21 protein-coding genes and 1 pseudogene are annotated in these 23,296 nt (G+C 54.6%); 8 read left to right on the plus strand and 14 right to left on the minus strand.

Annotated elements, in window-relative coordinates:
• Positions 1–8: 8 nt before the first annotated feature.
• From ACMWKA_RS01170 to ACMWKA_RS01180, 3 genes are all read right to left on the minus strand, one after another.
• Positions 9–2,504: a fimbria/pilus outer membrane usher protein gene (locus tag ACMWKA_RS01170; RefSeq protein WP_223232813.1), complete on the minus strand. Its 2,496-nt coding sequence runs from the start codon at positions 2,502–2,504 to the stop codon at positions 9–11.
• Between the two features lie 71 nt (positions 2,505–2,575).
• Positions 2,576–3,250: a molecular chaperone gene (locus ACMWKA_RS01175; protein WP_058679309.1), complete on the minus strand. Its 675-nt coding sequence runs from the start codon at positions 3,248–3,250 to the stop codon at positions 2,576–2,578.
• A gap of 61 nt (positions 3,251–3,311) precedes the next feature.
• On the minus strand, positions 3,312–3,845 hold the full coding sequence (locus tag ACMWKA_RS01180) for a fimbrial protein (RefSeq protein ID WP_029882477.1): 534 nt from the start codon (positions 3,843–3,845) through the stop codon (positions 3,312–3,314).
• Positions 3,846–4,070: 225 nt separating this feature from the next.
• Between ACMWKA_RS01180 and ybiB the strand changes: the two genes are divergently transcribed.
• Positions 4,071–5,033: a DNA-binding protein YbiB gene (gene ybiB, locus ACMWKA_RS01185; RefSeq protein ID WP_058679308.1), complete on the plus strand. Its 963-nt coding sequence runs from the start codon at positions 4,071–4,073 to the stop codon at positions 5,031–5,033.
• A gap of 114 nt (positions 5,034–5,147) precedes the next feature.
• On the opposite strand, the gene ybiJ is transcribed toward ybiB, so the two are convergent.
• The 3 genes from ybiJ to mcbA form a co-directional block, all read right to left on the minus strand.
• Positions 5,148–5,408, minus strand: a complete 261-nt coding sequence (gene ybiJ / locus ACMWKA_RS01190; protein WP_013097471.1) for a DUF1471 family protein YbiJ — start codon at positions 5,406–5,408, stop codon at positions 5,148–5,150.
• Between the two features lie 285 nt (positions 5,409–5,693).
• Positions 5,694–5,960: a DksA/TraR family C4-type zinc finger protein gene (locus ACMWKA_RS01195; RefSeq protein WP_414759919.1), complete on the minus strand. Its 267-nt coding sequence runs from the start codon at positions 5,958–5,960 to the stop codon at positions 5,694–5,696.
• A 117-nt stretch (positions 5,961–6,077) separates the two neighbouring features.
• A complete protein-coding gene (gene mcbA, locus ACMWKA_RS01200; RefSeq protein ID WP_013097469.1) occupies positions 6,078–6,344 on the minus strand; it encodes a DUF1471 family periplasmic protein McbA in 267 nt (88 codons plus the stop codon).
• A gap of 243 nt (positions 6,345–6,587) precedes the next feature.
• Here mcbA and rlmF point away from each other — a divergent pair, with 243 nt between their 5' ends.
• Complete coding sequence (gene rlmF / locus ACMWKA_RS01205) at positions 6,588–7,496, plus strand: 23S rRNA (adenine(1618)-N(6))-methyltransferase RlmF (RefSeq protein ID WP_013097467.1); 909 nt, start codon at positions 6,588–6,590, stop codon at positions 7,494–7,496.
• Between the two features lie 48 nt (positions 7,497–7,544).
• Here rlmF and ybiO read toward each other — a convergent pair.
• The 6 genes and pseudogenes from ybiO to rhtA all read right to left on the minus strand — a co-directional run.
• A pseudogene (gene ybiO, locus ACMWKA_RS01210) lies at positions 7,545–9,755 on the minus strand (mechanosensitive channel protein); the annotation flags it as partial.
• A gap of 129 nt (positions 9,756–9,884) precedes the next feature.
• Positions 9,885–10,607: a glutamine ABC transporter ATP-binding protein GlnQ gene (glnQ, locus tag ACMWKA_RS01215; RefSeq protein ID WP_013097465.1), complete on the minus strand. Its 723-nt coding sequence runs from the start codon at positions 10,605–10,607 to the stop codon at positions 9,885–9,887.
• Complete coding sequence (gene glnP / locus ACMWKA_RS01220) at positions 10,604–11,263, minus strand: glutamine ABC transporter permease GlnP (protein ID WP_003858462.1); 660 nt, start codon at positions 11,261–11,263, stop codon at positions 10,604–10,606. Before glnP ends, glnQ begins: the two co-directional genes overlap by 4 nt.
• A 93-nt stretch (positions 11,264–11,356) precedes the next feature.
• A complete protein-coding gene (gene glnH / locus ACMWKA_RS01225) occupies positions 11,357–12,100 on the minus strand; it encodes a glutamine ABC transporter substrate-binding protein GlnH (protein WP_013097464.1) in 744 nt (247 codons plus the stop codon).
• Between the two features lie 361 nt (positions 12,101–12,461).
• Complete coding sequence (dps, locus tag ACMWKA_RS01230; protein ID WP_013097463.1) at positions 12,462–12,965, minus strand: DNA starvation/stationary phase protection protein Dps; 504 nt, start codon at positions 12,963–12,965, stop codon at positions 12,462–12,464.
• A 299-nt stretch (positions 12,966–13,264) separates the two neighbouring features.
• Positions 13,265–14,152: a threonine/homoserine exporter RhtA gene (gene rhtA / locus ACMWKA_RS01235; RefSeq protein WP_058650918.1), complete on the minus strand. Its 888-nt coding sequence runs from the start codon at positions 14,150–14,152 to the stop codon at positions 13,265–13,267.
• A gap of 354 nt (positions 14,153–14,506) precedes the next feature.
• On the opposite strand from rhtA, the gene ompX reads away from it, so the two are divergent.
• Positions 14,507–15,025 carry an outer membrane protein OmpX gene (gene ompX, locus ACMWKA_RS01240; RefSeq protein WP_013097460.1) on the plus strand — a complete coding sequence of 173 codons (519 nt, stop codon included), beginning with the start codon at positions 14,507–14,509 and terminating at the stop codon, positions 15,023–15,025.
• A 149-nt stretch (positions 15,026–15,174) separates the two neighbouring features.
• Here the strand turns inward: ompX and ACMWKA_RS01245 are convergent, their stop codons facing one another.
• The gene (locus tag ACMWKA_RS01245) at positions 15,175–16,758 is read right to left on the minus strand and encodes a phosphoethanolamine transferase (RefSeq protein WP_058650917.1); all 1,584 of its coding nucleotides are present in this window, start codon (positions 16,756–16,758) and stop codon (positions 15,175–15,177) included.
• A gap of 283 nt (positions 16,759–17,041) precedes the next feature.
• Positions 17,042–17,170 (minus strand): manganase accumulation protein MntS, encoded by a 129-nt coding sequence (gene mntS, locus ACMWKA_RS01250; RefSeq protein ID WP_013097458.1) that lies wholly within the window; start codon positions 17,168–17,170, stop codon positions 17,042–17,044.
• Positions 17,171–17,353: 183 nt separating this feature from the next.
• Here mntS and mntR point away from each other — a divergent pair, with 183 nt between their 5' ends.
• From mntR to ACMWKA_RS01275, 5 genes are all read left to right on the plus strand, one after another.
• Positions 17,354–17,827 carry a manganese-binding transcriptional regulator MntR gene (mntR, locus tag ACMWKA_RS01255; RefSeq protein WP_013097457.1) on the plus strand — a complete coding sequence of 158 codons (474 nt, stop codon included), beginning with the start codon at positions 17,354–17,356 and terminating at the stop codon, positions 17,825–17,827.
• Positions 17,824–18,933 carry an anion transporter gene (locus ACMWKA_RS01260; RefSeq protein WP_038418965.1) on the plus strand — a complete coding sequence of 370 codons (1,110 nt, stop codon included), beginning with the start codon at positions 17,824–17,826 and terminating at the stop codon, positions 18,931–18,933. Before mntR ends, ACMWKA_RS01260 begins: the two co-directional genes overlap by 4 nt.
• Before the next feature lie 101 nt (positions 18,934–19,034).
• Positions 19,035–20,129: an HlyD family secretion protein gene (locus ACMWKA_RS01265; RefSeq protein WP_038418967.1), complete on the plus strand. Its 1,095-nt coding sequence runs from the start codon at positions 19,035–19,037 to the stop codon at positions 20,127–20,129.
• Positions 20,126–21,697, plus strand: a complete 1,572-nt coding sequence (locus tag ACMWKA_RS01270) for a DHA2 family efflux MFS transporter permease subunit (protein WP_029882858.1) — start codon at positions 20,126–20,128, stop codon at positions 21,695–21,697. Before ACMWKA_RS01265 ends, ACMWKA_RS01270 begins: the two co-directional genes overlap by 4 nt.
• Positions 21,697–23,220 (plus strand): efflux transporter outer membrane subunit, encoded by a 1,524-nt coding sequence (locus ACMWKA_RS01275; RefSeq protein ID WP_349705045.1) that lies wholly within the window; start codon positions 21,697–21,699, stop codon positions 23,218–23,220. The genes ACMWKA_RS01270 and ACMWKA_RS01275 overlap by 1 nt, the downstream gene beginning before the upstream one ends.
• The last annotated feature ends 76 nt before the right edge of the window (positions 23,221–23,296 follow it).

The raw sequence follows: 23,296 nt of genomic DNA on the forward strand, positions 1-23,296 counted from the left end.
GGGAAGGGTCATACACACTGCGCCGTGACGTTAAGAACAGGGCCGTCGGCTTTGGTGGGCAGGTGATAAGTTGCCTTGCAATGGCTGTCGGCGGCTTTCCCCCAGCTGACGTTAACCGTACCTGCCTCGTGCATACCGGTGAGGTACACCTGCCCGCCGTCGCCTACGATAAATTCACCGTCCTGATGGGCCTGAGATGCCGTTGCGCCAAAGGGGATCGGGCGACCATCCGCGTGTTTTAGTGTCATCAACACCCGACTGCCTACGTGCGTTTCATAATGTGCTCGCACGATGGCGCCGCGCGTTGGCGTCACCGTTTTGGCGGCCTGGTCGATATCGGCATTTTCCGGCAAGGTTTCGGTGTTCAGCGCGAGGGTGTTGTGACGGTATGGCGAAACGTACGGCACAATGGCATAGCCGCGATAATCGGTGTTGATGCCTGTCTGATTGGTGACATTGGTGTCGTCTGCGCCCGGCGCTTCGATCAGCGCAGCGGTCTCACCCATCGGCTGACCAAGGGTGATGCCGTGCGCATGGGCGATCATGCTGCCCTGAAGACCGACATTGAGCTGTTGTTGCTGGTTATCCTGGGAATACCCGGCACTCACTTCGCCGTAGGTGCCTTTATAATCGGCATTCAGACTGGTGCTGTCCCCGCTGCTCTGACTATGGCCCTGCTGAACCCCCCAACTGAGGTTATTACCGGCCAGCGCCGTGCCGTTCAGACCCACGCTTTGGGTTGTTTCGTGCTTCGTGCTGTTCAGGTTGTAGTTCACCCAGGTGTTGCTGAGCCAGCGATCGAGCGGAACGGAGACGTTAAACGCGATCGTCTGCTCGCTGGTTTTCTCATTATTATCATCCCCGCTGTCACGCGTGTTTTTATCCAGTCCGTAACTGAGACCGTAGCTGATGCCGTGCCAGGAGTTGTTGTAGCCGAGGTTCAGTGAGGTCATCCCCTGGCTTGAATTCCAGTAGTTCTCTTTGACCAGGCTTAACGTCAGGGAACCAAACGCCCCGCCCAGGGACTGGTCGACAGTCGCCTCCTCGCGGCTGCGGCGCGTGTCCGACGTTTCCCAGTCGTCATTACGGGTATGGGAATCCAGCGTGTCCTGCAGGGTGTAGAACCCCTTGCTGTTATAGCGATAGCCAGCAATGGAAAAATGGGTACCGGTGGTGGCGAAATCTTTGCTGTAGCGGATGCGCCAGGAGCGCCCGCGAGTGGGGTCCTGATCCTGCATCTCTGATTTGGCGTCGGTGACATCCACCGAAAAGGCCCCGAGATCGCCGATATTCTTGCCGACCCCCAGCGCCAGCGCATCGTAATACTGGCTTGCCTGCACGCCGCCGTAGACCGTAAAGCCGTAAGGCAATCCGTAGATTGCCGTACCCTGCATAAACGGGTTTTTTTCGACGTCGTTGTCATAGCTGCGATAGCGCCCCGCGGTGAGGCTGTATTTAAAGCGGCCTTCACGCTGCAACACCGGCACCGACGCATAAGGCACCACAAAATGCTGTTCGCTGCCGTCCGTCTCTTTCACGGTGACGTTCAAATCGCCGCTTCCGCCGGTGGGGTAGAGATCGTTAATCTCGAACGCGCCGGGAGCGACATAGTTCTGGTAAATGACGTAACCATTCTGGCGAACGATAACCTGGGCGTTACTGTGCGCCGTACCGCGTATTACCGGCGCAAAGCCCTTCATGCTGTCCGGGAGCATGTCGTCATCCGAGGCGATCTGCGCCCCGGTGTAAGAGATGCTGTCAAACACGTCGGAAGGGGAAGAGCTTTGGCCGAATGTGACGTTCCCGCCAAGGGCGATAATATCGCGCTGGGCGTAGGTATAGACCGAAGAAAACTGGCTCTCTGCGTCACCGTCACCGCTGGTTTTGCTCCAGGTGGAGTAGTTACGAAAACGCCACGCCCCGAGGTTAAGACCCGGACGCAGGTTAAGAAACTCGCTGCGCTGATCGCTACCGTTCTCACCTTTGCCGCGGTTTTCCCCGGCGGTGAAGCTGTAATTGAGCAGCAGGGCGTTAATTCCCTCGTCATACTCCTGCGGGTCGACGTAATCACGCGGTACATGAGTAATTGCGGTCTGGGGAATGCTTAACAGCAGCTGCTGCGGATTAACATGAAACGTTGCGCTGGCGGAGGGGATCACGCTCAGGTCAATGCACTGCGCCTTATCGTCCTGCCCGAATTTTTCGGTATTAATACCGAAGCTTTTTAACTGGGCGGCGCTAAGGCACGGCTGCAGGGTTGATTTACCGCTGGCGTCTTTCTTCAGCGTGAACTCAATCTCTTTGCTTGCCACTTTATTATTGTTGACATAAACGTCAACGTGATATTTACCGGGAGCCTGACCGGGACCAATCTCATAAATACTGAGGTCGGTTTTACCCTGGCCTGGGTTATCAATATCCAGTAGCGCCGGGTTGAAATAATCATCGGCCAGCACTTTTTGCACGCACACACCCAACAGCGTGCAGCCCAATGCAATAAGCATTGAGCGTCCGTGCTGTTTGGGTGGTTCGGTGGAGTAGTCCCAGCTCATAATAATATTCGCTATTCCAGACGTTATTTAATCTGTGCGCTATAGGACTGGCTAATACCGCCGTAATCATTGATGATTTTCCAGGTCACGGTGTGTGCTGTAATATTTCCTGGTATCGCGAAATGGGTTTCACTTTTTGGGCCGGCATAGGTGGCTTTATCGACCTTTTTACCGTCGAGCGTTATTTCCTGGAAATTCATATAAAACGGCGTGGGGTTTTCGACAATCAGCTGGTTTCCCCGGGTGTGCCAGGATAATTGCGTGGCGACATCTTCCGGTTTTCCGGTAATACCTGACGGGCGATAAAGCAGCTTAATGCGGGTTTTAATCGCAATCTGCAGCGTATTAACGCTCTCATTGCGCGCAGAAGAGGGGATGGATTTAATATTCAACCAGAACAGCGATTCGCGATCGGCAGGTAAGTTTCCCCCGGTTCTGATGATGCGCAGAACGTTCTCTTGCTTCGCATCAAGGCGAAACAGCGGCGGCGTGATCAGGAACGGCGCTTTCTCACGTGCGTTATCTTCCGTTTCGACCCATGACTGCACCAGATAATCGAGATTGTCCGGGTTGGTGATCCCAATAGAGGATTCTTTTTTACTTTCTGGGTAGACCACGCGCGTGCCGCCAATGGTAATACCCGCATGGGCAACGGAGGCAATCAATAAAAAAGAGGAGGCCAGAAGATATTTTCGCATAGTGACACCGTAATAAAGCAATAACAGATATTAGCCACTGGGGTAGCTAATATCTGTTTTATTAGTTGTAAACGATAGTGAAGGTAGAAGCGGCATTCGCCAGTCCGGCAGACACCGTTCCTCCGGTCTGGATATAACGTGCGCCAAACTGCAGATCGTTTGTTGTGGTACCTGGCGTGAGCGTATACGCAGCAGAGGCCGTATATAAGCTCAGTGGATTTTCCGTTTTATCCAGCAACTGAACACCCACTCCTGACGCCGAACCGGTTCCTGATGTCACAGCAAGAATATCTTTGTTGTTACTGTCAGGCGTCCCGCCGAACGTCACCGAGGCGCTGGTAACCGTTTCAGGACAATCTTTTAACTGAATACTAAAGCGGGTTGTCGAGGTCGTCGAACCACTTCCGGTAAATGCAGATTTAGACACCTTACCTAATGAAACATTAAGCGGATTGCTTAAACCGTTTACCACAGTACATGCAGAATCAATAATCTCACCTGTGAAATTAATTTGACCTTCACCACTGGACGCAAATACAGAAACGGAAGCACACGCCATCCCGGCGGCGATCCCCGCAATAATCATTTTTTTCATTTAAATCCTCTGAATGAAAGTATGGCACTTCAGGTATTAATCATCACGTGGCTGATTAATTCGGCATGAACTATCGCTGAGAACTATTTTTCGTTCAATTTATCTTCAGACCATTTTTACCCTCGAAGGGCGTTTGTTCGGGTGTCGGGAGAGAAAGGAAAATGATTACCCGCCAGGCATTTATCAGGGCTATAGTATCTGCAAAGAGCCGCAAGGAGAGATGTCGTGGACTATCGTAAAATTATCAAAGAGGTAGGGCGGGGGAAAAACCATGCCCGCGACCTGGATCAGGAAACGGCCCGTGCGCTGTACACCCATATGCTTAACGGCGACGTTCCCGATCTGGAGATGGGCGGTATCCTGATTGCGCTACGCATTAAAGGTGAAGGCGAAGCGGAGATGCGCGGTTTCTATGACGCGATGCAGGCGCAAACGCTGCGCTTAACGCCACCAGTAGCCAGACCGATGCCGATTGTCATCCCTACCTACAACGGCGCGCGCAAACAGGCGAATCTGACGCCACTGCTGGCTATTCTGCTGCATAAGCTCGGGTTCCCGGTGGTTGTTCATGGCGTTAGCGAAGATCCGACTCGCGTCCTGACGGAGACCATTTTCGGCATGTTAGGTATCGAGCCGACCCTGCACGCCGGACAGGCACAGGCAAAGCTGGATGGTCATCAGCCGGTCTTTATTCCGGTTAAGGCGCTCTGTCCACCGCTGGAAAAACAGCTGGATATGCGCTGGCGCATGGGCGTGCGCAACAGTGCGCACACCCTGGCGAAACTGGCGACGCCGTTTGGTGAAGCGGATGCCCTGCGCCTCTCCAGCGTATCGCACCCGGAGTATGTCACGCGGGTGGGCAAGTTCTTTGAAGATATCGGCGGCAGGGCGCTGCTGATGCACGGCACCGAAGGGGAAGTTTATGCCAATCCGCAGCGCTGCCCGCAGCTGGTGCTGATTGATGCCGCCGGCACGCGACCCGTGCTGGAGCGGGGTGAAGAGAATGTGGATGTGGTGTTGCCGGAGGCAAAAGATCCGCACACGACTGCGCACTGGATTGAGCAGTGCCTTGCCGGCAATGTCCCTGTTCCGCACACCCTTAAGCTGCAGATGGCCTGCTGCCTGCTGGCAACCGGAGAAGTGGAGTCTGTCCAGGCGGGGTTAGCCCGTGTGGAACAGGCGTTTTAGGCAAAAAAAAGCCCGTCCAGTGGCGGACGGGCAAGCAAGGGTAACAACAGGGTCAATGAGGGTTGGAGCAGCTCACCAGAGGGTATGGTGAGGGTGGAGCATTAATTCAGTCGATTATTTGTAGATAACCGCAGTGCCGCTCAGCTTGTTATTGCCGTTAGCGGAGGTAATGGTGTATCCGCTTGCACCGGCCGCTGCGGCTTTCTCAGCCAGTTTGGCTTCCAGACCGTCCAGCGTGGTTGCGCCATCAGCACTCACCACACCCACTTTATTCATGTTCTGTGCCTGAGCAGAAGAAACGGGCTCTACAGCGAAAGCGCCAAAGGACAGAGCGGACAGGGCAACAGCAGCAACAGCATATTTGATGGTTTTCATAATTAATCTCTCGCAGGTTTTTCTGTTAAGGGGACTATGTTCCGTCGATGTGATAAGTATCACGTTTTTTTTCGGCAGATAAAATCGAAGAGAATTGACGTGGTTGCTCAAAAAAATTGAATGACAAATAACTTATTGAATATTAATAAATTCAGAAGGGCAATTTACAGTTCTTGTCGCTCCGGTTTACAGACGCATGATTCATGGCACATTTTGCTACGCGCCTGTTAAAAAATCGTGAGCGTAAAGGAAATCGCTTGCGCGGTGAACTTCGGTAAAGGAAAGTCAACGTAACTGGCTGTCTTTCGATCCTCTGCGATTATATCCTGAATGTGATTTATTTTTTGAATCTTTATTCTGCTGGCAGGAGACGCATAACCGTACGCCGGGCATGGCTTTACGGCGCGCTTCCGGAATCGTTTCTCCGCACTCTTCACATTCCGTTAAACTTTCTCCGCGCGGAATTTTACCGCGAGCACGGGCAACGGCATCTTCAATGGTACTGTTGATCTGTTCGTTAACGGCGTCATCATTCGCCCATCCGGAAGCCATGGCTTATCCTCACGTTCGGTGTGTATCTTATTCATATGGGGTCAAAAAACGTACAGTCAAGACGGGGGTTGAGAACTGCATCTGTCAGCCAGATGCAGTGGTTCTCGGAAGGGGAACTTATTTATAGATGGTTGCTGTGCCATACATATGGTTATCGCCGCCGGCGGAATTCACCACGAAGCCTTTCGCACCTTCTTCGCGCGCTTTTTCGGCCAGCTTGTTTTGCAGATCGTCAAGGTTACTTGCACGGCTTACCGAGACGGTGCCTGCGGGGCGCAGCTGGCTGGTATCGGTACTTTCGGTCAGTGACTGAACGGCCATGGCAGAAAATGACGCACTCGCCAGCGCGCCAGCGATAACAACAAGAGTCAGGTATTTTTTCATAATCACATCCTCAGGGGGAAACAACAGGTGATTCCCTTTAAGTTTAGAAGCCTGACGAGTGTGATTTAGCGCAAAAATTTGATGATGATCTGCTTATTTTTTGAACGATATAAATTGACAATTCGCTGACAGATCAGCGACATAAAGGTCACTGATTTATGGCGTTTTTTTGCGCACAGCAGAGAGATATTTACCGTTGCTCCCGCACAGGGTATCTTACGCCGCTGTTTAAAGGAGAATGCCATGACTTCCAAGCCGGGATTACACCCGCGAAATCGCCACCGCAGCCGCTATGACATGAAGGCGTTATGCCAGAGCTGCCCTCCGCTGCAGGACTACATCGTGCAGACCCCAGCCGGTGAGCCTTCGGTCAACTTTGCCGACCCGCAGGCGGTAAAAATGCTGAATAAAGCCCTGCTGGCGCATTTTTACGGCGTTACGCACTGGGATATCCCGGAAGGCTTTCTCTGCCCGCCCGTGCCGGGGCGTGCCGATTATCTCCACTATCTTGCCGATCTTCTGGCTGACGATCGTGGCGGCGTTATTCCTCAGCAGGCCACGGTTCTGGATATTGGGACCGGCGCGAACCTGATTTATCCGCTCATCGGCGTGCATGAATATCACTGGCGCTTTACCGGGAGCGAAATTGGCGCTGAGGCGTTTGCCAGCGCGCAGGCGATCATTAATGCCAATCCTGGCTTAAGTCGGTCTATTCGCTTACGCCGTCAGAAAGATGCCGCCTCTATTTTCAACGGCATTATCCACAAGAACGAGCACTACGACGCCACCCTCTGCAACCCGCCATTCCATGATTCAGCGGCTGCCGCCCGGGCCGGGAGCGAACGTAAGCGTCGCAATCTGGGGCAGGCTGAAGATGGCGCGCTCAACTTCGGCGGCCAGCAGCAGGAGCTGTGGTGCGAAGGGGGCGAGGTGGCGTTTATCCTGCGCATGATCGCGGAAAGTAAACAGTTTGCCCGTCAGGTGAAATGGTTTACCACCCTGGTTTCGCGCGGCGATAACCTGCCGCCGCTCTACCGCGCGCTGACCGAAGCCGGTGCCGTGAAGGTGGTGAAAAAAGAGATGGCGCAGGGACAAAAACAGAGCCGCTTTATTGCCTGGACGTTTATGGACGATAACAAACGTCGCAAATAGCACGCCGTCGTAAGCCGGGTAAGGCGAAGCCGCCACCCGGCTCGGTTCCAGCGTCGGCTCCTGCGGAGGGAGCGGCGAGGCGGGCGGCGGCAGCACCTGATACGTCTGCACCGGCATACGCACATCCGCCAGATCAAAGTGTTTTTTCACCATGCTGTCGAGGGCAAAACGTACCGTCCACTGTTTGAGCGGCTGGGTGGTGAACGACACGCGCAGGGTAAAGGCGGTGTTGGTCAGCCCGACAATACCGGCAAACGACGGCTCGCCAATCACCAGGCCGCGAATATCCTCCATGGACATCATCTCATCTACCGCGTCCCGCAGCGCCTGTTTGGCTTTATCGGCATCTTCATGACGATCGACATCATAATTTGCCACCACCGAGCCAATACCCCGGACGAAGTTGGCGAAGGTGGTAATCGATGACCACGGAATAATATGGTACGCCCCGGTGTCCTGGCGCACGCCGACGGATCGAATCGACATTCGCTCAACGGTGCCGGTCAGCGGCCCGATGGTCACCAGATCCCCGGTGTTCATGCCGTTTTCAAACTGAATAAAGATACCGGTGATGATGTCCTTCACCAGCGTCTGCGAGCCGAAGGAGATAGCCAGACCCAGCGCACCCGCACCGGCCAGCAGTGGCGCGATATTCACGCCGATTTCCGAAAGCACAATCATAATCGTGATGGTACTGATGATAACCGCCAGCGCGTTGCGGAACAGGGTGAGCAAGGTGCGGGCACGCGCGCTTGGCAGCGGCCTGCCGTGAATGTCAGAGACCAGGCGGTTCTCAATCAGGCTTGCCAGCAGCGTCCAGCCTACGGCAGAGAAGAACAGGATCAGCGCGATACGAATTAAAATATCAACGGTCTTTTCCCCCGCGCCGTTGTGCAGCCAGTTCCAGAAATCGAACAGTCCCCAGGCATTGAGCAGCAGCATAATCGCCACACAGACGGTGAGAATGCGCGCCACCTTCAGTGAAACCGAAAGCCAGCCGTTCACCCGTTTTTGCAGCTCCGGGTAATTGCGCTGAACCTGCGCAGACAAGGTAATGGTTTTCGATAGCCAGCGAGAGAGCAGACCGGAAACAAAGGCCGCGACGCCAATAATGGCCAGGCTTTTAAACGTGGCACCCATCATAAATTTCAGGCTGTTGCCGGGATCGAACAGCGAGAAGAAGCACAGCACAATGAAGTAAGCGCTGGCCAGCCAGTGCCACACCAGGGCAAAAGCGCGAATAAAGAGGCTAAAGAACGAAAGGGAACGGTCAGCCAGGTGCAGCAAGCTCTCGGTGATCGTCTTTTTGTTATGGAAGATGAGATAGAGCGCCCAGACGGTAATGCAGATCATAATCAGCACATTCGCCAGCGCACCAGACTGGACGTTCACCTGGTTGGAGATAATTGGCACGGACACCAGCAGACCATAACCAATCAACCCGCTGAGCACGCTCAGACGCAGCGCCCAGTATCTGGCGCTGCTATCCCGAATAGTGAAAGGGCGAAGATCTGGCACGCGTGGGCAAAATATCAGCCGCAGCAGCGCTTTAAAGAACTCAATTACGGCGAAGGCATTCAGAAACAGCGCCTGCTGGAAGGCGATAGTTTTGTTGCCGGTATTCAGCCTGTCGGTCAGCAATTGCCCTGTAAACAACGTCAGCGCCAGCAGCAGTAAATCAATGATAAACGCGGCGGCGATCATCAGCGGCAGATGCAACCAGCTGCTTTTCTGCTGATTCTTCTTGCGACCCCATTGCCCCATTTTTCGGTACAGGGGCCACGCGCACAGGCGCACCAGCCAGTAAAAAATGAAGACGGCGGACGCCAGCAGTAAAAATTGCGTGGCAGCCGCGGTAAACGTCCGGGGGTTAAAGGGCTTGTGCGAAGAGCCCATCAGGTTGCGATAGAGCTGGGCAAAGCGCGAGGAGAGGGCATCGGCATAGTGGCGGCTAACCTCAGTCACATTTTCCAGCACCGTTTTTTGCTCTTCTACCGGCGGCGGGGTGATGGTTGGAACGGGCTCCTGGGGTGGTGTGGCGGCAATTTTTCGCAGCTGATCGACTAACTCTTGCCTGGAGGTGTCGTTTTCCAGCACATCGGCAAGGGCACTGTAGGCGGCTTTTTTCTCTTCTGCATCCGGTTCCGGTGGAGGCGTTTTTTGCTGCGCAGTGGACGTTCCGGTGGTGACGCCGGGGATAGCAACGGCTATCGATGGCGCACTAAACAAGCTAAGCAACAACAGCAGGATCCACGGCACGGTGCCCTCCGGTGAAAATGTCGAACAAAATGATAAGTATAGAGGGCAGGGAGCGGAGGGCGTGTTTTGGGAACAATCTGGCGAAAAAAAGCCGGGCATGCCCGGCTTTGTATTTTAGAGGTCTGGCAATCAGGAGACGTGCTGCAGGAACTCCTGCAAACGCTGGCTTGGCGGGTTTGCAATCAGCGCCTGCGGGTTACCGTCTTCTGCGATACGGCCTTTATCAATGAAGATAAGGCGGGACGCCACTTTTTCGGCGAAGCCGATTTCGTGGGTCACGATCACCATCGTCATGCCTTCTTCGGCCAGATCCTGCATGACTTTCAGCACCTCGTGGCGCAGCTCCGGGTCGAGTGCGGAGGTTGGCTCATCAAACAGCATCATTTTCGGTTTAACCGCCAGCGCGCGGGCGATAGCCACACGCTGCTGTTGTCCACCGGAAAGTTCAGAAGGGTAGTGGTGAGCACGTTCTGCGAGGCCCACTTTCGCCAGCAGATCTTTAGCCAGCGCTTCCGCCGCCGCTTTGTTGGCACCGCGTACGCGCAGCGGGCCAAACATTACGTTTTCCAGCGCCGTCAGGTGCGGGAACAGGTAAAACTGCTGGAACACCATGCCCGCTTCCTGACGAATCAGACGGTCGTCCACTTTCGGATCATTCACCTTCAGACCATCGACGATCAGATCGCCACTGGTGATCTCTTCCAGCTTATTGATGCAGCGCAGCAGCGTGGATTTACCGGAGCCAGAGGGCCCGATAATGACAACCACTTCACCCTGTTTGATGCTCAGATCGATATTGTGCAGCACCTGGGTTGGACCAAAGTGCTTGGATACGTTTTTAAATTCAATCACAGGATTTTCATCCTTCTTTCAAGACGACGCAGAACGAAGCTAAGAACCAGAGTGATAATCAGGTAGACAACGGCTACCGCACTCCAGATTTCCAGCGCACGGAAGTTGCCAGCAATGATCTCCTGGCCCTGGCGGGTCAGTTCAGCAACGCCAATAACGATGAACAGCGACGTGTCTTTGATACTGATGATCCACTGGTTGCCCAGCGGCGGCAGCATGCGGCGCAGCGCCAGAGGCAGAATTACGTGACGGATGGTTTCGCGACGCGAAAGACCTAACGCCAGACCCGCTTCACTGAAGCCTTTATGAATCGACAGCACCGCACCGCGCGTAATTTCCGCGATGTAGGCACCTGAGTTGATCATAATGGTCACGACGGCGGCGCTGAACGGGTCGATGCGCAGGTCGGTGAAGGCCATTGGCAGGGCGAAGTAGATGAACATGACCTGTACGACAATAGGCGTGCCGCGGATCACTTCGATGAAAACCAGTGCGATGTGGTTTGCAATCCAGCCACCGTAGGTGCGGGCGAAACCGGCGACAAGACCGATAATCAACCCGCCAACCAGACCGAGGACCGAAATCCACAGGGTCATTTTAGCGCCTTCAAGCAAGAGAGGAATGGCAGGCCAGATGGCGCTCCAGTCAAACTGCATGATGTATTCCTGTATACCGTGGTGAAAAACGAAAAACGTAGGCCCGGTAAGCGTGAGCGTCACCGGGCGTTACAAACCTGAATTCAGGTAAAATTATTTAGGCTCGGTACCGAACCATTTTTTGTAGATTTCGTTATACGTGCCGTTCTCTTTCAGGGTTTTCAGCGCGCCGTTAACTTTCGTACGCAGGTCGTCGCTGCCTTTCGGGAAGGCAATACCGTACTGCTGTGCTTCCAGAGACTCACCGACCGCTTTGAACTTACCGTTACCTGCGGTTTTGATGAAATAGAGGATGTTAGGCGTATCGTGCAGAACCGCGTCAGCACGGTTGGTGCCAAGTTCCATATAGGCGTTATCGATGTTCGGGAACTGGCGCAGATCTTTGGTTTTGATGTTCGCTTTCGCGTAATCAACGGAGCCGGTGCCGCTCTTCACCGCCACCACTTTACCGTCGAGATCTTTCACGCTTTTAACATCGTTATTGTCAGCTTTGACCATCACCAGCAGGCCGCTTTTGTAGTAGCCGTCAGAGAAGTCGATCGCTTTTTTACGCTCATCAGTAATGGTGATGCCTGCCAGGGCCAGGTCTACGTTTTTGGTTTGCAGTGCCGGGATGATACCGCTGAAGTCCATTGGCTTCAGGGTGTAATCCAGTTTGAGTTCTTTTGCGATTGCGGCCCACAGATCCACATCAAAACCAACGTATTTATCACCCTGTTTGAATTCAAACGGAACAAACGCCGTGTCGGTGGCTACAACCAGTTTATCGGCGGCCTGAGAAGAGACCGCAAAAGCCAGGGTAAGTGCAGCCAGTGAAACTTTTAATACAGACTTCATAGCATTTCCTTTTATATCCACGGGGCGATCCCCTGCGAGAACGACAGGCACAATGAAAAAATCGTGCCAACTTTACAAGCTGTTGTTTTGCAAAGGGGAGGATGTCATGCATTGCACAATAAACGTGGCAATGATGTCTGATTGCACCAAGGTGGAGCACCGTTTTGGTGCGCGTCGTTTGGCTCAACTGACGGGGAGATATTTAGCGCAAATAATGATGAAAAAACAATCTTCCGTTAACGGTTGTGTGAGGTGATTATTACATTTCTTTCACGTTTGCAGCGTCTCAGTGGAAAAGTGTGCACCATAAATGTGCAAAACCCTCACCGGAGGCGAGGGTTTGATAGAAAATTCGTATGGATTATTCGATGTTAGATTCGATAAACCACAGGAATTGATCCAGGTCGCGAGACGCGGCGGTGAAGATATCCGCAGTATCTTCGTCTTTAGCCTGGCTAATCGCTTTACGCACGTCGTTAGCCACAATCGCATAACGGTCTGCCAGCTCTTTTAGGTGATCCTGAACGGTGTGAATATCCAGCGGATAGCTTTTCAGTGGCGTTTTGCTGTTAATCACCTGCGTGGTACCCAACGCCACACCGCCTAACTGCACGGCGCGTTCGGCCATGGTGTCCAGGTGGGTGACCAGTGCTGTGCGGAAGCCATCCAGCATTTCATGAACGGCAATAAAGTTTGCACCGCGCATATTCCAGTGGGCCTGTTTGGTGATCAGCGAAAGATCGATGAACTGGATCACCTGGCGATTCAGCAACTCAATCGTTGCTTTTTTGTCGCTGTCCGATACATCGTTACGGGTATAAAGCAGATTAGACGCTTTCGTTTTCACCAGTTTAGCGGTACTCATAATCTCATATCCTCTTGATGTTTATGTCCCAGGTAATTACGGAACTAAGTATAGCACCGGATTTTTTCCCTGCGGTTTGGCTGTGCCTATTGGTTTAATAGCAAGAAGGGAGTTGAATTATTAACTGCTTGAACTGTATGGTATTTTTTAAAATTGACACAGATCAATCTTAATTCTCTATTTCCCATTAAGGGCGAGGGAAATATGACTTTTCGATGACGAAGAATGTAAGAAATTATAAATAATACAGAACTGGCCTTTATTCTGCATGGCACCGAGGCCATGCAGAATATACGGTATCAGCGGATGTCCACTTTCTCAACTTTTGGCTCAGGGCGCATGGTGAGCGTTGACCCCATCGACGCCGCAATAATGGAGCACAGCGCCAGCGTCTGGGTAAATGTGAGGGTTTCCCCGAGGAATACCATACCGGAGATGGCGGCCAGTGCAGGCTCCATGCTCATCAGGGTACCGAAGATGCGCGTCGGCAGCCGCGTGAGGGCAATCATCTCCAGTGAATAAGGCAGAGCCGTTGAGAGGATGGCGACAGCAAAACCCACCGGCATTACTGACCACTGCCAGATAGAGTCCGTCGCCTGAGCCATACCCAGCGGAACAAAGATGATGGCGGCAATGAGCGAGCCCAGCGCGACGGTCGCCGGGCCGTGCTCTTCGCCAGCGCGCTGACCCGTAAGGATATACACCGCCCAGCAGGCTCCGGCGCCCAGAGCCAGCGCGGCACCCGTCAGGTCGATTTCAGAGACGCTCTGGCCCAGTGGCAAGAGGAACCACAACCCCACAACCGCTAGCACCACCCAGATAAAATCGACAGGCCGTCGGGAGGAGAAAAGGGCCACCGCCAGCGGGCCGGTAAATTCCAGCGCGACGGCAATCCCCAGCGGAATGGTCTGGATAGAGAGATAGAACATATAGTTCATGGCCCCCAGCGCCAGCCCGTAGAAAAGCAGCGGGAGGCGCTGCTCTTTTTTGACGCGCAACCGCCAGGGTTTAAAAATGACCACGAGGATCAGGGTACCCAAAGCGATACGCAGGGCAGTCACCCCCGGTGCGCCTACCAGTGGAAAGAGCGATTTCGCGAGGGACGCGCCACTCTGTATGGACAGCATCGCAATTAGAATTACAGCAACCGGCATCCAGACCGATGACGTGCGGGATATCCCTGGCATCCTTTCTCCTGTCAATTTTTGTCAAATAGGGTAAAAGCCGCAGTGTAATTGAAATATGGCGCAACGGTTGAGCTACTGTTGAAAAAAAACCAGGGAAAATCCGTAAAATGGATAAGCGTTGCTGGTTTTATCGCCTGTCAGATTAGGAATAATCTGGATGAATGTAACGGCGTTGACGCGCAGTATGAGTATTTAGCAACAGAAATCCTTCGTGATTTGAACAAGATAACTGATGCTGGAAACGTTCTGTTACAGGAAAGGTCCCGTTAGACATCACGAATCACAAAGAGTTTCGCAAATTTTTTTGATATATTTAAAACTTACGGATTTACTTGAAGCACATTTGAGGTGGTTATGAAAAAAATTGCATGTCTTTCAGCACTGGCCGCTGTACTGGCTGTTTCCGCAGGTACCGCTGTAGCTGCTACTTCCACTGTTACCGGTGGTTACGCTCAGAGCGATATGCAGGGCGTAATGAACAAAGCTAACGGTTTCAACCTGAAGTATCGTTACGAGCAGGATAACAACCCACTGGGCGTGATCGGTTCTTTCACCTACACCGAGAAAGATCGTTCTGAAAACGGCGCATACAACAAAGGCCAGTACTACGGCATCACCGCTGGTCCAGCTTACCGTATCAACGACTGGGCAAGCATCTACGGTGTTGTAGGTGTTGGCTACGGTAAATTCCAGCAGACCGAAAACCAGGGTCTGAACCGCACAGCAAGCAACAGCGACTACGGCTTCTCCTATGGCGCGGGTCTGCAGTTCAACCCAATCGAAGACGTTGCTCTGGACTTCTCCTATGAGCAGAGCCGTATCCGCAACGTTGACGTTGGCACCTGGATCGCGGGCGTAGGTTACCGCTTCTAATCACTTCGGTGAGCCAGTAAAAAATCCGCCCATGTGGCGGATTTTTTTTTGCATGGTAAAAGCAAAACGGCAACCAAGGGTTGCCGTTTTTAGTGTTTTTTCCCTCTCCTGTGAGAGAGGGCCAGGATGGGGGCATCAGACCGCACAGCTTACTTACTCTTTATATCGAAAATATCCGTACCCAAATGGTTATAGTCAACTTTCTGTAACTTGAAGTTGGTAACGTACACTGGGGGAGCTTTCTTGTTTGAGATAAACGGGTAAGCATTTTTGATCTGCTCTGCTGAAATCCCCGTCCACTGCGAGAAGAACGTCAGGAAATCATTGGCCGAGCGGCGCGCGGTGATAATACGATGCTTCTTGTCATCACTCGATAACACCATAAACGGTACCTGGAAGTTTTGCTGGAATTTATCGTCGTGCGCCAGATACTGCACCTCTTTACCGCGCTCTTTAAACGCCAGCCCGTGATCCGAGAAATAAACCATCGAGAAACTCTCACCCGTATTACGTAGCTGATCGTACAGCTTGCTGAGCAGTTCGTCGGTTTGCGTCATGGTGTACAGATAACAAGAGGTCTCTTTAGATTGCACAAACTCGGCGTATTTCCCCTGCGTGCGGTCACAGGCCTGAGGGTGCGAACCCATCAGGTGCAGGACGATCAGCTGTGGCTGCGTACGCTGCGTGGCAAAAACCTGTGCCGTCATCTTGAGCAATGCTTCGTCTTTGGTATTTTTATCGGCTTCAAAATCCCCGTTTTTCAGGAACTGCACTTCATCGGCACGCTTCGCGATGCTGGCAATGGCGGTATCGTATTCGCCAATTTGCCCCTGATTAGAGAACCACCACGTCTGAAAACCGGCACGGTTTGCCAGCGTGACAAAGTTATCCTGATACTGTGGTTTGCCGTCGACAACGCGGTTCAGGGTCAGGCCGAGCGATTTCTGCGTCGAGCCGCTGGCCGCAATATAATCGGTAAACAGGGTACCGTTGACGGAGCTGGCGAACGGCGTGTTATCCCAGTGTCCGCCGAACGCGCCCATCGCATCGCGGCGTGCGCTTTCGCCGATGACGACCACATAGGTATGGTACTTCGGCTTCACCGCCAGCACGTTCCAGGTGTCTTTCATATTGGAGAGCTCAGCCATGCGCGCCTGCTCGTCGAGAACTTCCTGGTTATTGACGACAACGTCTTTTACAAAGCGGAACACCGGGTAGCCGGTATCCTTCAGCTTGAACACGCCGCCCCAGGCCAGGTTTTGCACGGGGGTGACAAAGAAGGTCACTACGCTGAATGCCAGGCACAGCGTCTCTATTTTTCCCCACGCTTTTTTCTCATCGGGTTTACGACGCACCGCTATAACGCCAAGCGCAAAAATAAAGAGGCCGACCACGTAGCTGTACCACGGGAAGATCGTCAGGATCTCGGTCGACTCTTCCATGTTGGTCGAGTGCAGCGCCAGCAGGGTATTAAAGTTTGGCGAACCGTAAGCCTGACCAAACGGGAAATAGAGCGCTGCAATCAGGGAGCAGATGCCCACTAACGTTTTTTGCGCGCGCGGCGCGGTACGCCACAGCAAATGCAGAATGCAGGTAAATGCAACGGCATACAGCAGGCTGAAGGGGTAACCCAGCGCAAAGTTAATCAGCAAGGATTGTAAAAAGTAGAATGCCGTCCACGGACTTAAGGCCCGACTGCGGGTAACAACGGTGTCTATCAGGGTTAAATTCATAGGTCACTATCATGCATAAAAACGCCATGTGCTCACCCTGGCGTCAAGGGTCATAACCTGCCTGACAGTGCGTGGAGAGGGAATGAGGGTCCGCTTCAGCGAGCCGCAAATTGTGCAGGGCTGCAAGAAGATAGTGCGAGCGCTAAATAATATCAACCGTTGCTAAGCAGATGTTTTGCGAAGAGGATTGCAAATCCGTAAAAAAAACCGGGAATAGGGCGGCCGGAGGCCAGTTTACAGCGGGAATATGACGGCAAAATGAAGCGGCGTACCGCAACGCCGCTTAGTGGGAAGGTTTGTCGTCCTGATGTGGCTTGTTGTTAAACATATCGCACAGCATGTTCAACAGCATTAAGCGCACCCTGAAGGGGGAGTGAGTAAACACGGTCATACACCTCTTGAATTCGTTCATAAGACCTCCTGATTTTTGATCCCTTCGATCCGTGAAGGGTGACTGCATTACATACAGATATAGCACAGGCTATATTGTATAGCTATGGCTATTTCGTTAATTTTTTGTGCTTGTAGAGGTATGGTTTACAATGTGCGCTCTCGATACCGGGCGCTGGAAGCGTCACCCCACTGAGGAAGTACAATGAACCGTCGCGCAGGTAAGCCAACAATCAGAAAAACGACGCAACTGGTGAATGTGGAAGAGCACGTCGAAGGTTTTCGTCAGGTGCGTGAAGCCCACCGACGTGAACTGATTGATGATTATGTTGAGCTGATTTCCGATCTGATTCGCGAGGTCGGGGAAGCACGTCAGGTTGATATGGCGGCCAGGCTGGGGGTTTCGCAGCCAACCGTTGCGAAGATGTTAAAACGTCTGGCCTCCGTCGGCTTAATCGAAATGATCCCGTGGCGCGGTGTCTTTCTGACGCCGGAAGGGGAGAAGCTGGCGCAGGAGAGCCGCGAGCGCCACCAGCTGGTGGAGAACTTCTTGCTGGTGCTGGGCGTAAGCCCGGAGATTGCCCGTCGGGATGCGGAAGGAATGGAACACCACGTCAGCGAAGAGACGCTGGTGAAGTTTCGTGAGTTTACGCTTAAATATGGTTCCTCCGCTGAATGAAAATCCCTGGACTGCAGGCCCTCACGCGCGATCGCTTCTTTCATCTCTTATTGATTATTGGTGCAGGTTTAAGCCTTTTTGTACCGTTTGCGCCCAAGGCCTGGCCTGCGGCGATTGACTGGCGCACTATCATTACCCTGAGCGGGTTAATGATGCTCACCAAAGGGGTGGAGCTGAGCGGCTACTTCGACGTGCTGGGGCGCAAAATGGTGCGCCGGTTTGCCACCGAACGCAGGCTGTCGCTGTTTATGGTATTCTCCGCCGCGGTGCTGTCGACCTTTCTCACCAACGATGTGGCGCTGTTTATCATCGTGCCGCTGACGCTCACCCTGCGTAAGCTGTGCGAGATCCCGGTGAGCCGGCTGATCATCTTTGAAGCGCTGGCCGTCAACGCGGGCTCGCTGTTAACCCCTATCGGCAACCCGCAAAACATTCTCCTCTGGGGACGTTCAGGGTTATCGTTCGCCGCCTTTACCTGGCAGATGGCGCCGCTGGCGCTGGTGATGATGGCGTCGCTGCTGGCGGTCTGCTGGTTTGCCTTCCCGGATAAAAAACTGCAATACCACAGCGGCACAACTGGCCCGCAGTGGCAGCCTCGTCTGGTCTGGAGCTGCCTGGGGCTGTATATCGTCTTTCTGTTTGCGCTGGAGCTGCGGTATGAACTGGCGGGCGTGCTGCTCGTGGCGGCTGGTTTTGTCGTGCTGGCGCGACGCGTGCTGGTGAGCGTGGACTGGACGTTGCTGCTGGTCTTTATGGTGATGTTCATCGACGTGCATCTGCTTATCCAGCTCCCGGTGCTGCAACACGTGCTGCACAGCGTCAGCGGTCTGTCTCAGCCGGGGCTGTGGCTGACGGCGATCGGCCTCTCGCAGGTCATCAGCAACGTGCCTTCTACCATTTTACTGCTCAACTATGTTCCGCCGGACACGCTTCTGGCCTGGGCGGTTAACATCGGCGGGTTTGGTCTGCTGCCCGGCTCGCTGGCCAACCTGATTGCCCTGCGGATGGCGAACGATCGCCGCATCTGGTGGCGTTTCCATCTCTGGTCGATCCCCATGCTGCTCTGGGCTGCGGCGATCGGTTTCGGATTATTCCTTCTCATATAGTGCGCAATTTGTCAGTTTTTCCTGGCAAACGTATAGCAACGTCCTAGCTTTAGTGAACGGCATAGTGTGATGCCGCTCACTGACAGGACCGTTGCTGAACTATGGCTGAAGATCAAAACACGCCTGCTGACGAGCAGGACAAAAACAATAATGAGCGTAAGCGTCCGGGCAAAAAACCGTTAATTATCCTCGGCATTGTCGTGGTGGTGATGGTCATCGTGGCGCTGGTCTGGTGGTTTTTAACCCGTAACGAAGAGACAACTGACGACGCCTTTACCGACGGCGATGTGGTGACGATTGCCCCTAAAACGGCGGGTTATGTCACGGCGCTACATGTGCGTGATAACCAGCGCGTGAAAAAGGGCGATCTGCTGGTGGTTATCGATCCGCGTGATACCACCGCCCAGCGCGATCAGGCTCAGGCCCAGCTTGGCCTGGCTATTGCGCAGCTGCATCAGGCCCAGGCACAGCTGGCGCTCTCGAAAGTGCAATACCCCGCCCAGCGCGACGAAGCCAAAGCGCAGGTGCTGAAAGCGCAGGCAGACCTCGCCAACGCGCAGGCGGAGTATCGCCGCCAGCGCGGGGTCGATCCGCGTGCCACCACCCAACAAAGCATTGATTCCGCCAACGCCCAGCTGCGTAGTGCACAGGCCGCTCTGGCAAGCGCGCAGGCCCAGCTGGAAGTGGCGGAGCAGGTACAGCTGCAAATCCGCCAGCAGGAGACCAACGTCGAAGCGCGTGAGCGCCAGGTCGATCAGGCTAAAGCGCAGCTGGAAACCGCTAACCTCAACCTCTCTTACACCGAAGTTCGCGCCCCGTTCGACGGGTTTGTCACTAAGCGCAACGTGCAGCCGGGTACGCTGGTGCAGGCGGGCACGGCGCTGTTCTCGCTGGTCTCACCCAACGTCTGGGTGGTGGCCAACTTTAAAGAGTCTCAGCTTGAGCGCATGAAGCCAGGCGATAAGGTGGAGGTTTCCGTCGATGCCTGGCCAGATATGGCGCTTGAAGGCCATGTCGACAGTATCCAGCAGGGCAGCGGCTCGCGTTTCTCGGCGTTCCCGTCGGAAAACGCCACCGGCAACTTTGTTAAAATTGTCCAGCGCGTGCCGGTGAAAATTGTGATTGATAAAGGGCTGGATCCGAACAAACCGCTGCCGCTGGGGCTGTCGGTGGAACCGAAGGTCACCGTGGAATGACGGATCACAGCCACGACAACTGGAAGCCCGCCAGCAATCCGTGGGCGGTGGCGATTGTCGTTACGCTGGCGGTGTTTATGGAGATCCTCGACACCACCATTGTCAACGTGGCGCTGCCGCACGTGGCGGGCTCGCTCTCGTCCAGCTATGACGAGTCCACCTGGGTGTTAACCAGCTACCTGGTGGCTAACGGCATCGTCCTGCCCATCTCGGCGTTTCTCAGCCGGGTGTTTGGCCGCAAGCAGTTCTTCCTGATTTGCATCGTGATGTTTACCGTCTGCTCGTTCCTGTGCGGGATCGCGACCGAGCTGTGGCAAATCATCTTGTTCCGTGTGATGCAGGGCTTTTTTGGCGGCGGCCTGCAGCCCACGCAGCAGTCGGTGCTGCTTGACTACTTTAAACCGGAAGATAGGGGTAAAGCGTTTGGTCTCTCCTCCATCGCCATCATCGTTGCGCCGGTACTCGGCCCGACGCTCGGGGGCTGGATCACCGACAACTACTCCTGGCGCTGGGTGTTCTTTATCAACATCCCGGTGGGGATAGTGACGGTGCTGGCGATCTACCAGCTGCTGGAAGATCCACCCTGGGAGAGCAAAGCTAAAGAGAAGCTGACTATCGACTGGACGGGGATCGGCCTGATCGCGCTTGGCCTCGGCTGTCTGCAGGTGATGCTCGACCGGGGCGAGGATGATGACTGGTTCTACTCGAACTTTATTCGCACCTTTGCGGTGTTAACGCTGGTCGGCATCATTGGCGCCATTTACTGGCTGATGTATGCCAAAAAACCGGTTGTTGATCTGCACTGCATGAAGGACCGCAACTTTACCATCTCCAGCCTGCTGATGGCGGGGATGGCGATGATCCTTTACGGCAGCTCGGTGGTGATCCCGCAGCTGGCGCAGCAGGATCTGGGCTATACCGCCACCTGGTCCGGGCTGGTGCTGTCGCCCGGCGCAGTGTTGATTGTATTGACCATCCCGCTGGTCCTGAAGCTGATGCCGGTGGTGCAGACGCGCTGGATCATCGCCTTTGGCTTTACCTGTCTGGCTGTGTCGTTCTTCTGGTCGCGCACGCTCACCCCGGATATTGACTTCGAAACGCTGGTGCTGTTCCGCAGCGCCCAGTCGATTGGGCTGGGGTTCCTGTTTGTCCCGCTGACCACCATTGCGTTTATTTCTATCCCGAGGCGGCTGAACGCGGATGCCGCGGCGCTGTTCACCATGTTCCGTAACGTTGCGGGCTCGATTGGCATATCGCTTTCCACGGCGGCCATCACCGAGCGCTCGCAGGCCCACAGCGCGCACCTTGCGTACCACGCCTCGCCGTTTAACGAGCAGTTCCAGCAGGCGATCCGCGAAAGCGCGCAGGCGATCCAGAACTTTACCACTCAGGTCGGCGACCCGACCGGCATTGCCACCGGGCGCATGTACCAGACCATGATTGAGCAGTCGCGCTTCCTGGCCTATATCGACGTATTCACCATTCTGAGCGTGGTGGCGCTGGTCCTGATTCCGTTTTGTTTGTTGCTCTCGCCGGTTAAGAGCGAGGGGAGTGCAGGAGCACATTGATGATACACAGACGTTTACACCCCCTGATGATAATGATGCTGCTGGCAGGTTGCGCCGTGGGGCCGGATTACCAGCCGCCTGCACCGCCTGCCGTCACGCACTGGAACGATAAAGGCGACAGCACGGTGAAATCACAAACCACCTCCGCTGCGACTAACCCGCGCTGGTGGAAAACGTTCGGCTCGCCGCAGCTCGACAGCCTGATTGAACGCGCCATCGCCGGGAATTTGTCCCTGCAGCAAACGGTGCTGCGCATCGCTGGCGCGCGCGAACAGATTAACCAGGCGGGCGGGGGGTTTTATCCGTCGGTCAACGGCAATCTGCAGGCGACGCGCCAGCAGCTCGGCCTGGAAGGTGAGCTGAAGTCTCATGGGGTCTACGACCAGCTTGATAACGTCGATCCGGAACTCAGGGGGGCGTTAGGACCGCTGACGCAGCCGATCAACCTCTACCAGGGCAGCTTCGACGCCCAGTGGGAGATTGACCTCTGGGGTAAAGTTCGCCGTCAGGTTGAAGCTGCTGAAGCGCAGCAGAAAGCCGCTATTGAGCAGCGTAACGACGCGCTGGTCTCCCTTGAAGCCGAAGTGGCGCGCGCCTGGCTCCAGCTGCGCGGGGCGCAGAGCATTATTGCCACGCTGAACACCCAGATTAAAAGTGCGCAGCAAACGCTGGATCTGACCGAAAGTCGCCAGCGGGGCGGGTTGTCGCCGCAGATGGACGTAGAAAATGCGCGGGCGCAGCTGGGCAATCTTGAAGCACAACTGCCGCAATATCAGGCGCAGGAGCGGCAGGCGATGAACGGCCTGGCGATCCTGCTCGGCAAGCCGCCGGGGGCGTTGGATGCGGAATTGCAGTCCGCCCAGCCGATGCCTGCGCTGCCGGATATCGTGCAAACGGGTATTCCATCCACGCTGGCGCGACGTCGTCCGGACGTGCGAGAAGCGGAAGCGAATCTCCATGCCGCCACAGCGCAAATTGGCGTGTCGGTGGCCGAGCTGTTCCCGAGCTTTACCCTTTCCGGGCAGTTTGGCCTGCGCAACAGCGAATCCAACTGGCTCACCGACTGGAGCAGCCACTTCTACAGTTTTGGTCCGCAGGTCTCCATTCCCATCTTCCAGGGCGGAAGACTGGTCTCCAGCGTGAAAGTGGCGCGTGCGCAACAGGGGGCAGCAGTGCTGGATTATCGCCAGACGGTACTGACCGCGCTGGGGGATGTTGAGAATGCGCTGGTGAGTTACCGCACCGATCAGCAGCGTGAAGCGGGTCTGGCAAAAACCATCGATGCGCTGCAAAACGCCTTCGATCTGGCCAGCGACAGCTACCGGCAGGGGATTGCCAGCTTTATCGACGTGCTCGACGCCCAACGGCAGCTGGCACAGGCCGAGCAGCAACGTGCCCAGGCGCAGGTGCAAAGCGCGCTCGATCTGGTGGCGCTCTATAAGGCGCTTGGCGGCGGCTGGGAGCCCTATCAGCAGGTGCAGTTACCGGATTACGCCATCTTTGGCGATGCCCCGCGCGGATAATATTCAGAGGATTGGGCAAGAAACGGACAGGAACGCCACATTCGCGTTGGCCAGGGGGCGGGTATAACTATCAGGC

Origin of the sequence: Enterobacter sp. 03-F-07-AD-ECC, assembly GCF_047530935.1 — a bacterium.
GTDB lineage: Bacteria > Pseudomonadota > Gammaproteobacteria > Enterobacterales > Enterobacteriaceae > Enterobacter > Enterobacter cloacae.

Excerpts from the sequence above, each read along its gene's own strand:
- ACMWKA_RS01170 (WP_223232813.1), bottom strand. The coding sequence starts at position 2,504 with ATGCTTATTGCATTGGGCTGCACGCTGTTGGGTGTGTGCGTGCAAAAA.
- ACMWKA_RS01175 (WP_058679309.1), bottom strand. The coding sequence starts at position 3,250 with ATGCGAAAATATCTTCTGGCCTCCTCTTTTTTATTGATTGCCTCCGTT.
- ACMWKA_RS01180 (WP_029882477.1), bottom strand. The coding sequence starts at position 3,845 with ATGAAAAAAATGATTATTGCGGGGATCGCCGCCGGGATGGCGTGTGCT.
- ybiJ (WP_013097471.1), bottom strand. The coding sequence starts at position 5,408 with ATGAAAACCATCAAATATGCTGTTGCTGCTGTTGCCCTGTCCGCTCTG.
- ACMWKA_RS01195 (WP_414759919.1), bottom strand. The coding sequence starts at position 5,960 with ATGGCTTCCGGATGGGCGAATGATGACGCCGTTAACGAACAGATCAAC.
- mcbA (WP_013097469.1), bottom strand. The coding sequence starts at position 6,344 with ATGAAAAAATACCTGACTCTTGTTGTTATCGCTGGCGCGCTGGCGAGT.
- rlmF (WP_013097467.1), top strand. The coding sequence starts at position 6,588 with ATGACTTCCAAGCCGGGATTACACCCGCGAAATCGCCACCGCAGCCGC.
- glnP (WP_003858462.1), bottom strand. The coding sequence starts at position 11,263 with ATGCAGTTTGACTGGAGCGCCATCTGGCCTGCCATTCCTCTCTTGCTT.
- glnH (WP_013097464.1), bottom strand. The coding sequence starts at position 12,100 with ATGAAGTCTGTATTAAAAGTTTCACTGGCTGCACTTACCCTGGCTTTT.
- dps (WP_013097463.1), bottom strand. The coding sequence starts at position 12,965 with ATGAGTACCGCTAAACTGGTGAAAACGAAAGCGTCTAATCTGCTTTAT.
- rhtA (WP_058650918.1), bottom strand. The coding sequence starts at position 14,152 with ATGCCAGGGATATCCCGCACGTCATCGGTCTGGATGCCGGTTGCTGTA.
- ompX (WP_013097460.1), top strand. The coding sequence starts at position 14,507 with ATGAAAAAAATTGCATGTCTTTCAGCACTGGCCGCTGTACTGGCTGTT.
- ACMWKA_RS01245 (WP_058650917.1), bottom strand. The coding sequence starts at position 16,758 with ATGAATTTAACCCTGATAGACACCGTTGTTACCCGCAGTCGGGCCTTA.
- mntS (WP_013097458.1), bottom strand. The coding sequence starts at position 17,170 with ATGAACGAATTCAAGAGGTGTATGACCGTGTTTACTCACTCCCCCTTC.
- mntR (WP_013097457.1), top strand. The coding sequence starts at position 17,354 with ATGAACCGTCGCGCAGGTAAGCCAACAATCAGAAAAACGACGCAACTG.
- ACMWKA_RS01260 (WP_038418965.1), top strand. The coding sequence starts at position 17,824 with ATGAAAATCCCTGGACTGCAGGCCCTCACGCGCGATCGCTTCTTTCAT.
- ACMWKA_RS01265 (WP_038418967.1), top strand. The coding sequence starts at position 19,035 with ATGGCTGAAGATCAAAACACGCCTGCTGACGAGCAGGACAAAAACAAT.
- ACMWKA_RS01270 (WP_029882858.1), top strand. The coding sequence starts at position 20,126 with ATGACGGATCACAGCCACGACAACTGGAAGCCCGCCAGCAATCCGTGG.
- ACMWKA_RS01275 (WP_349705045.1), top strand. The coding sequence starts at position 21,697 with ATGATACACAGACGTTTACACCCCCTGATGATAATGATGCTGCTGGCA.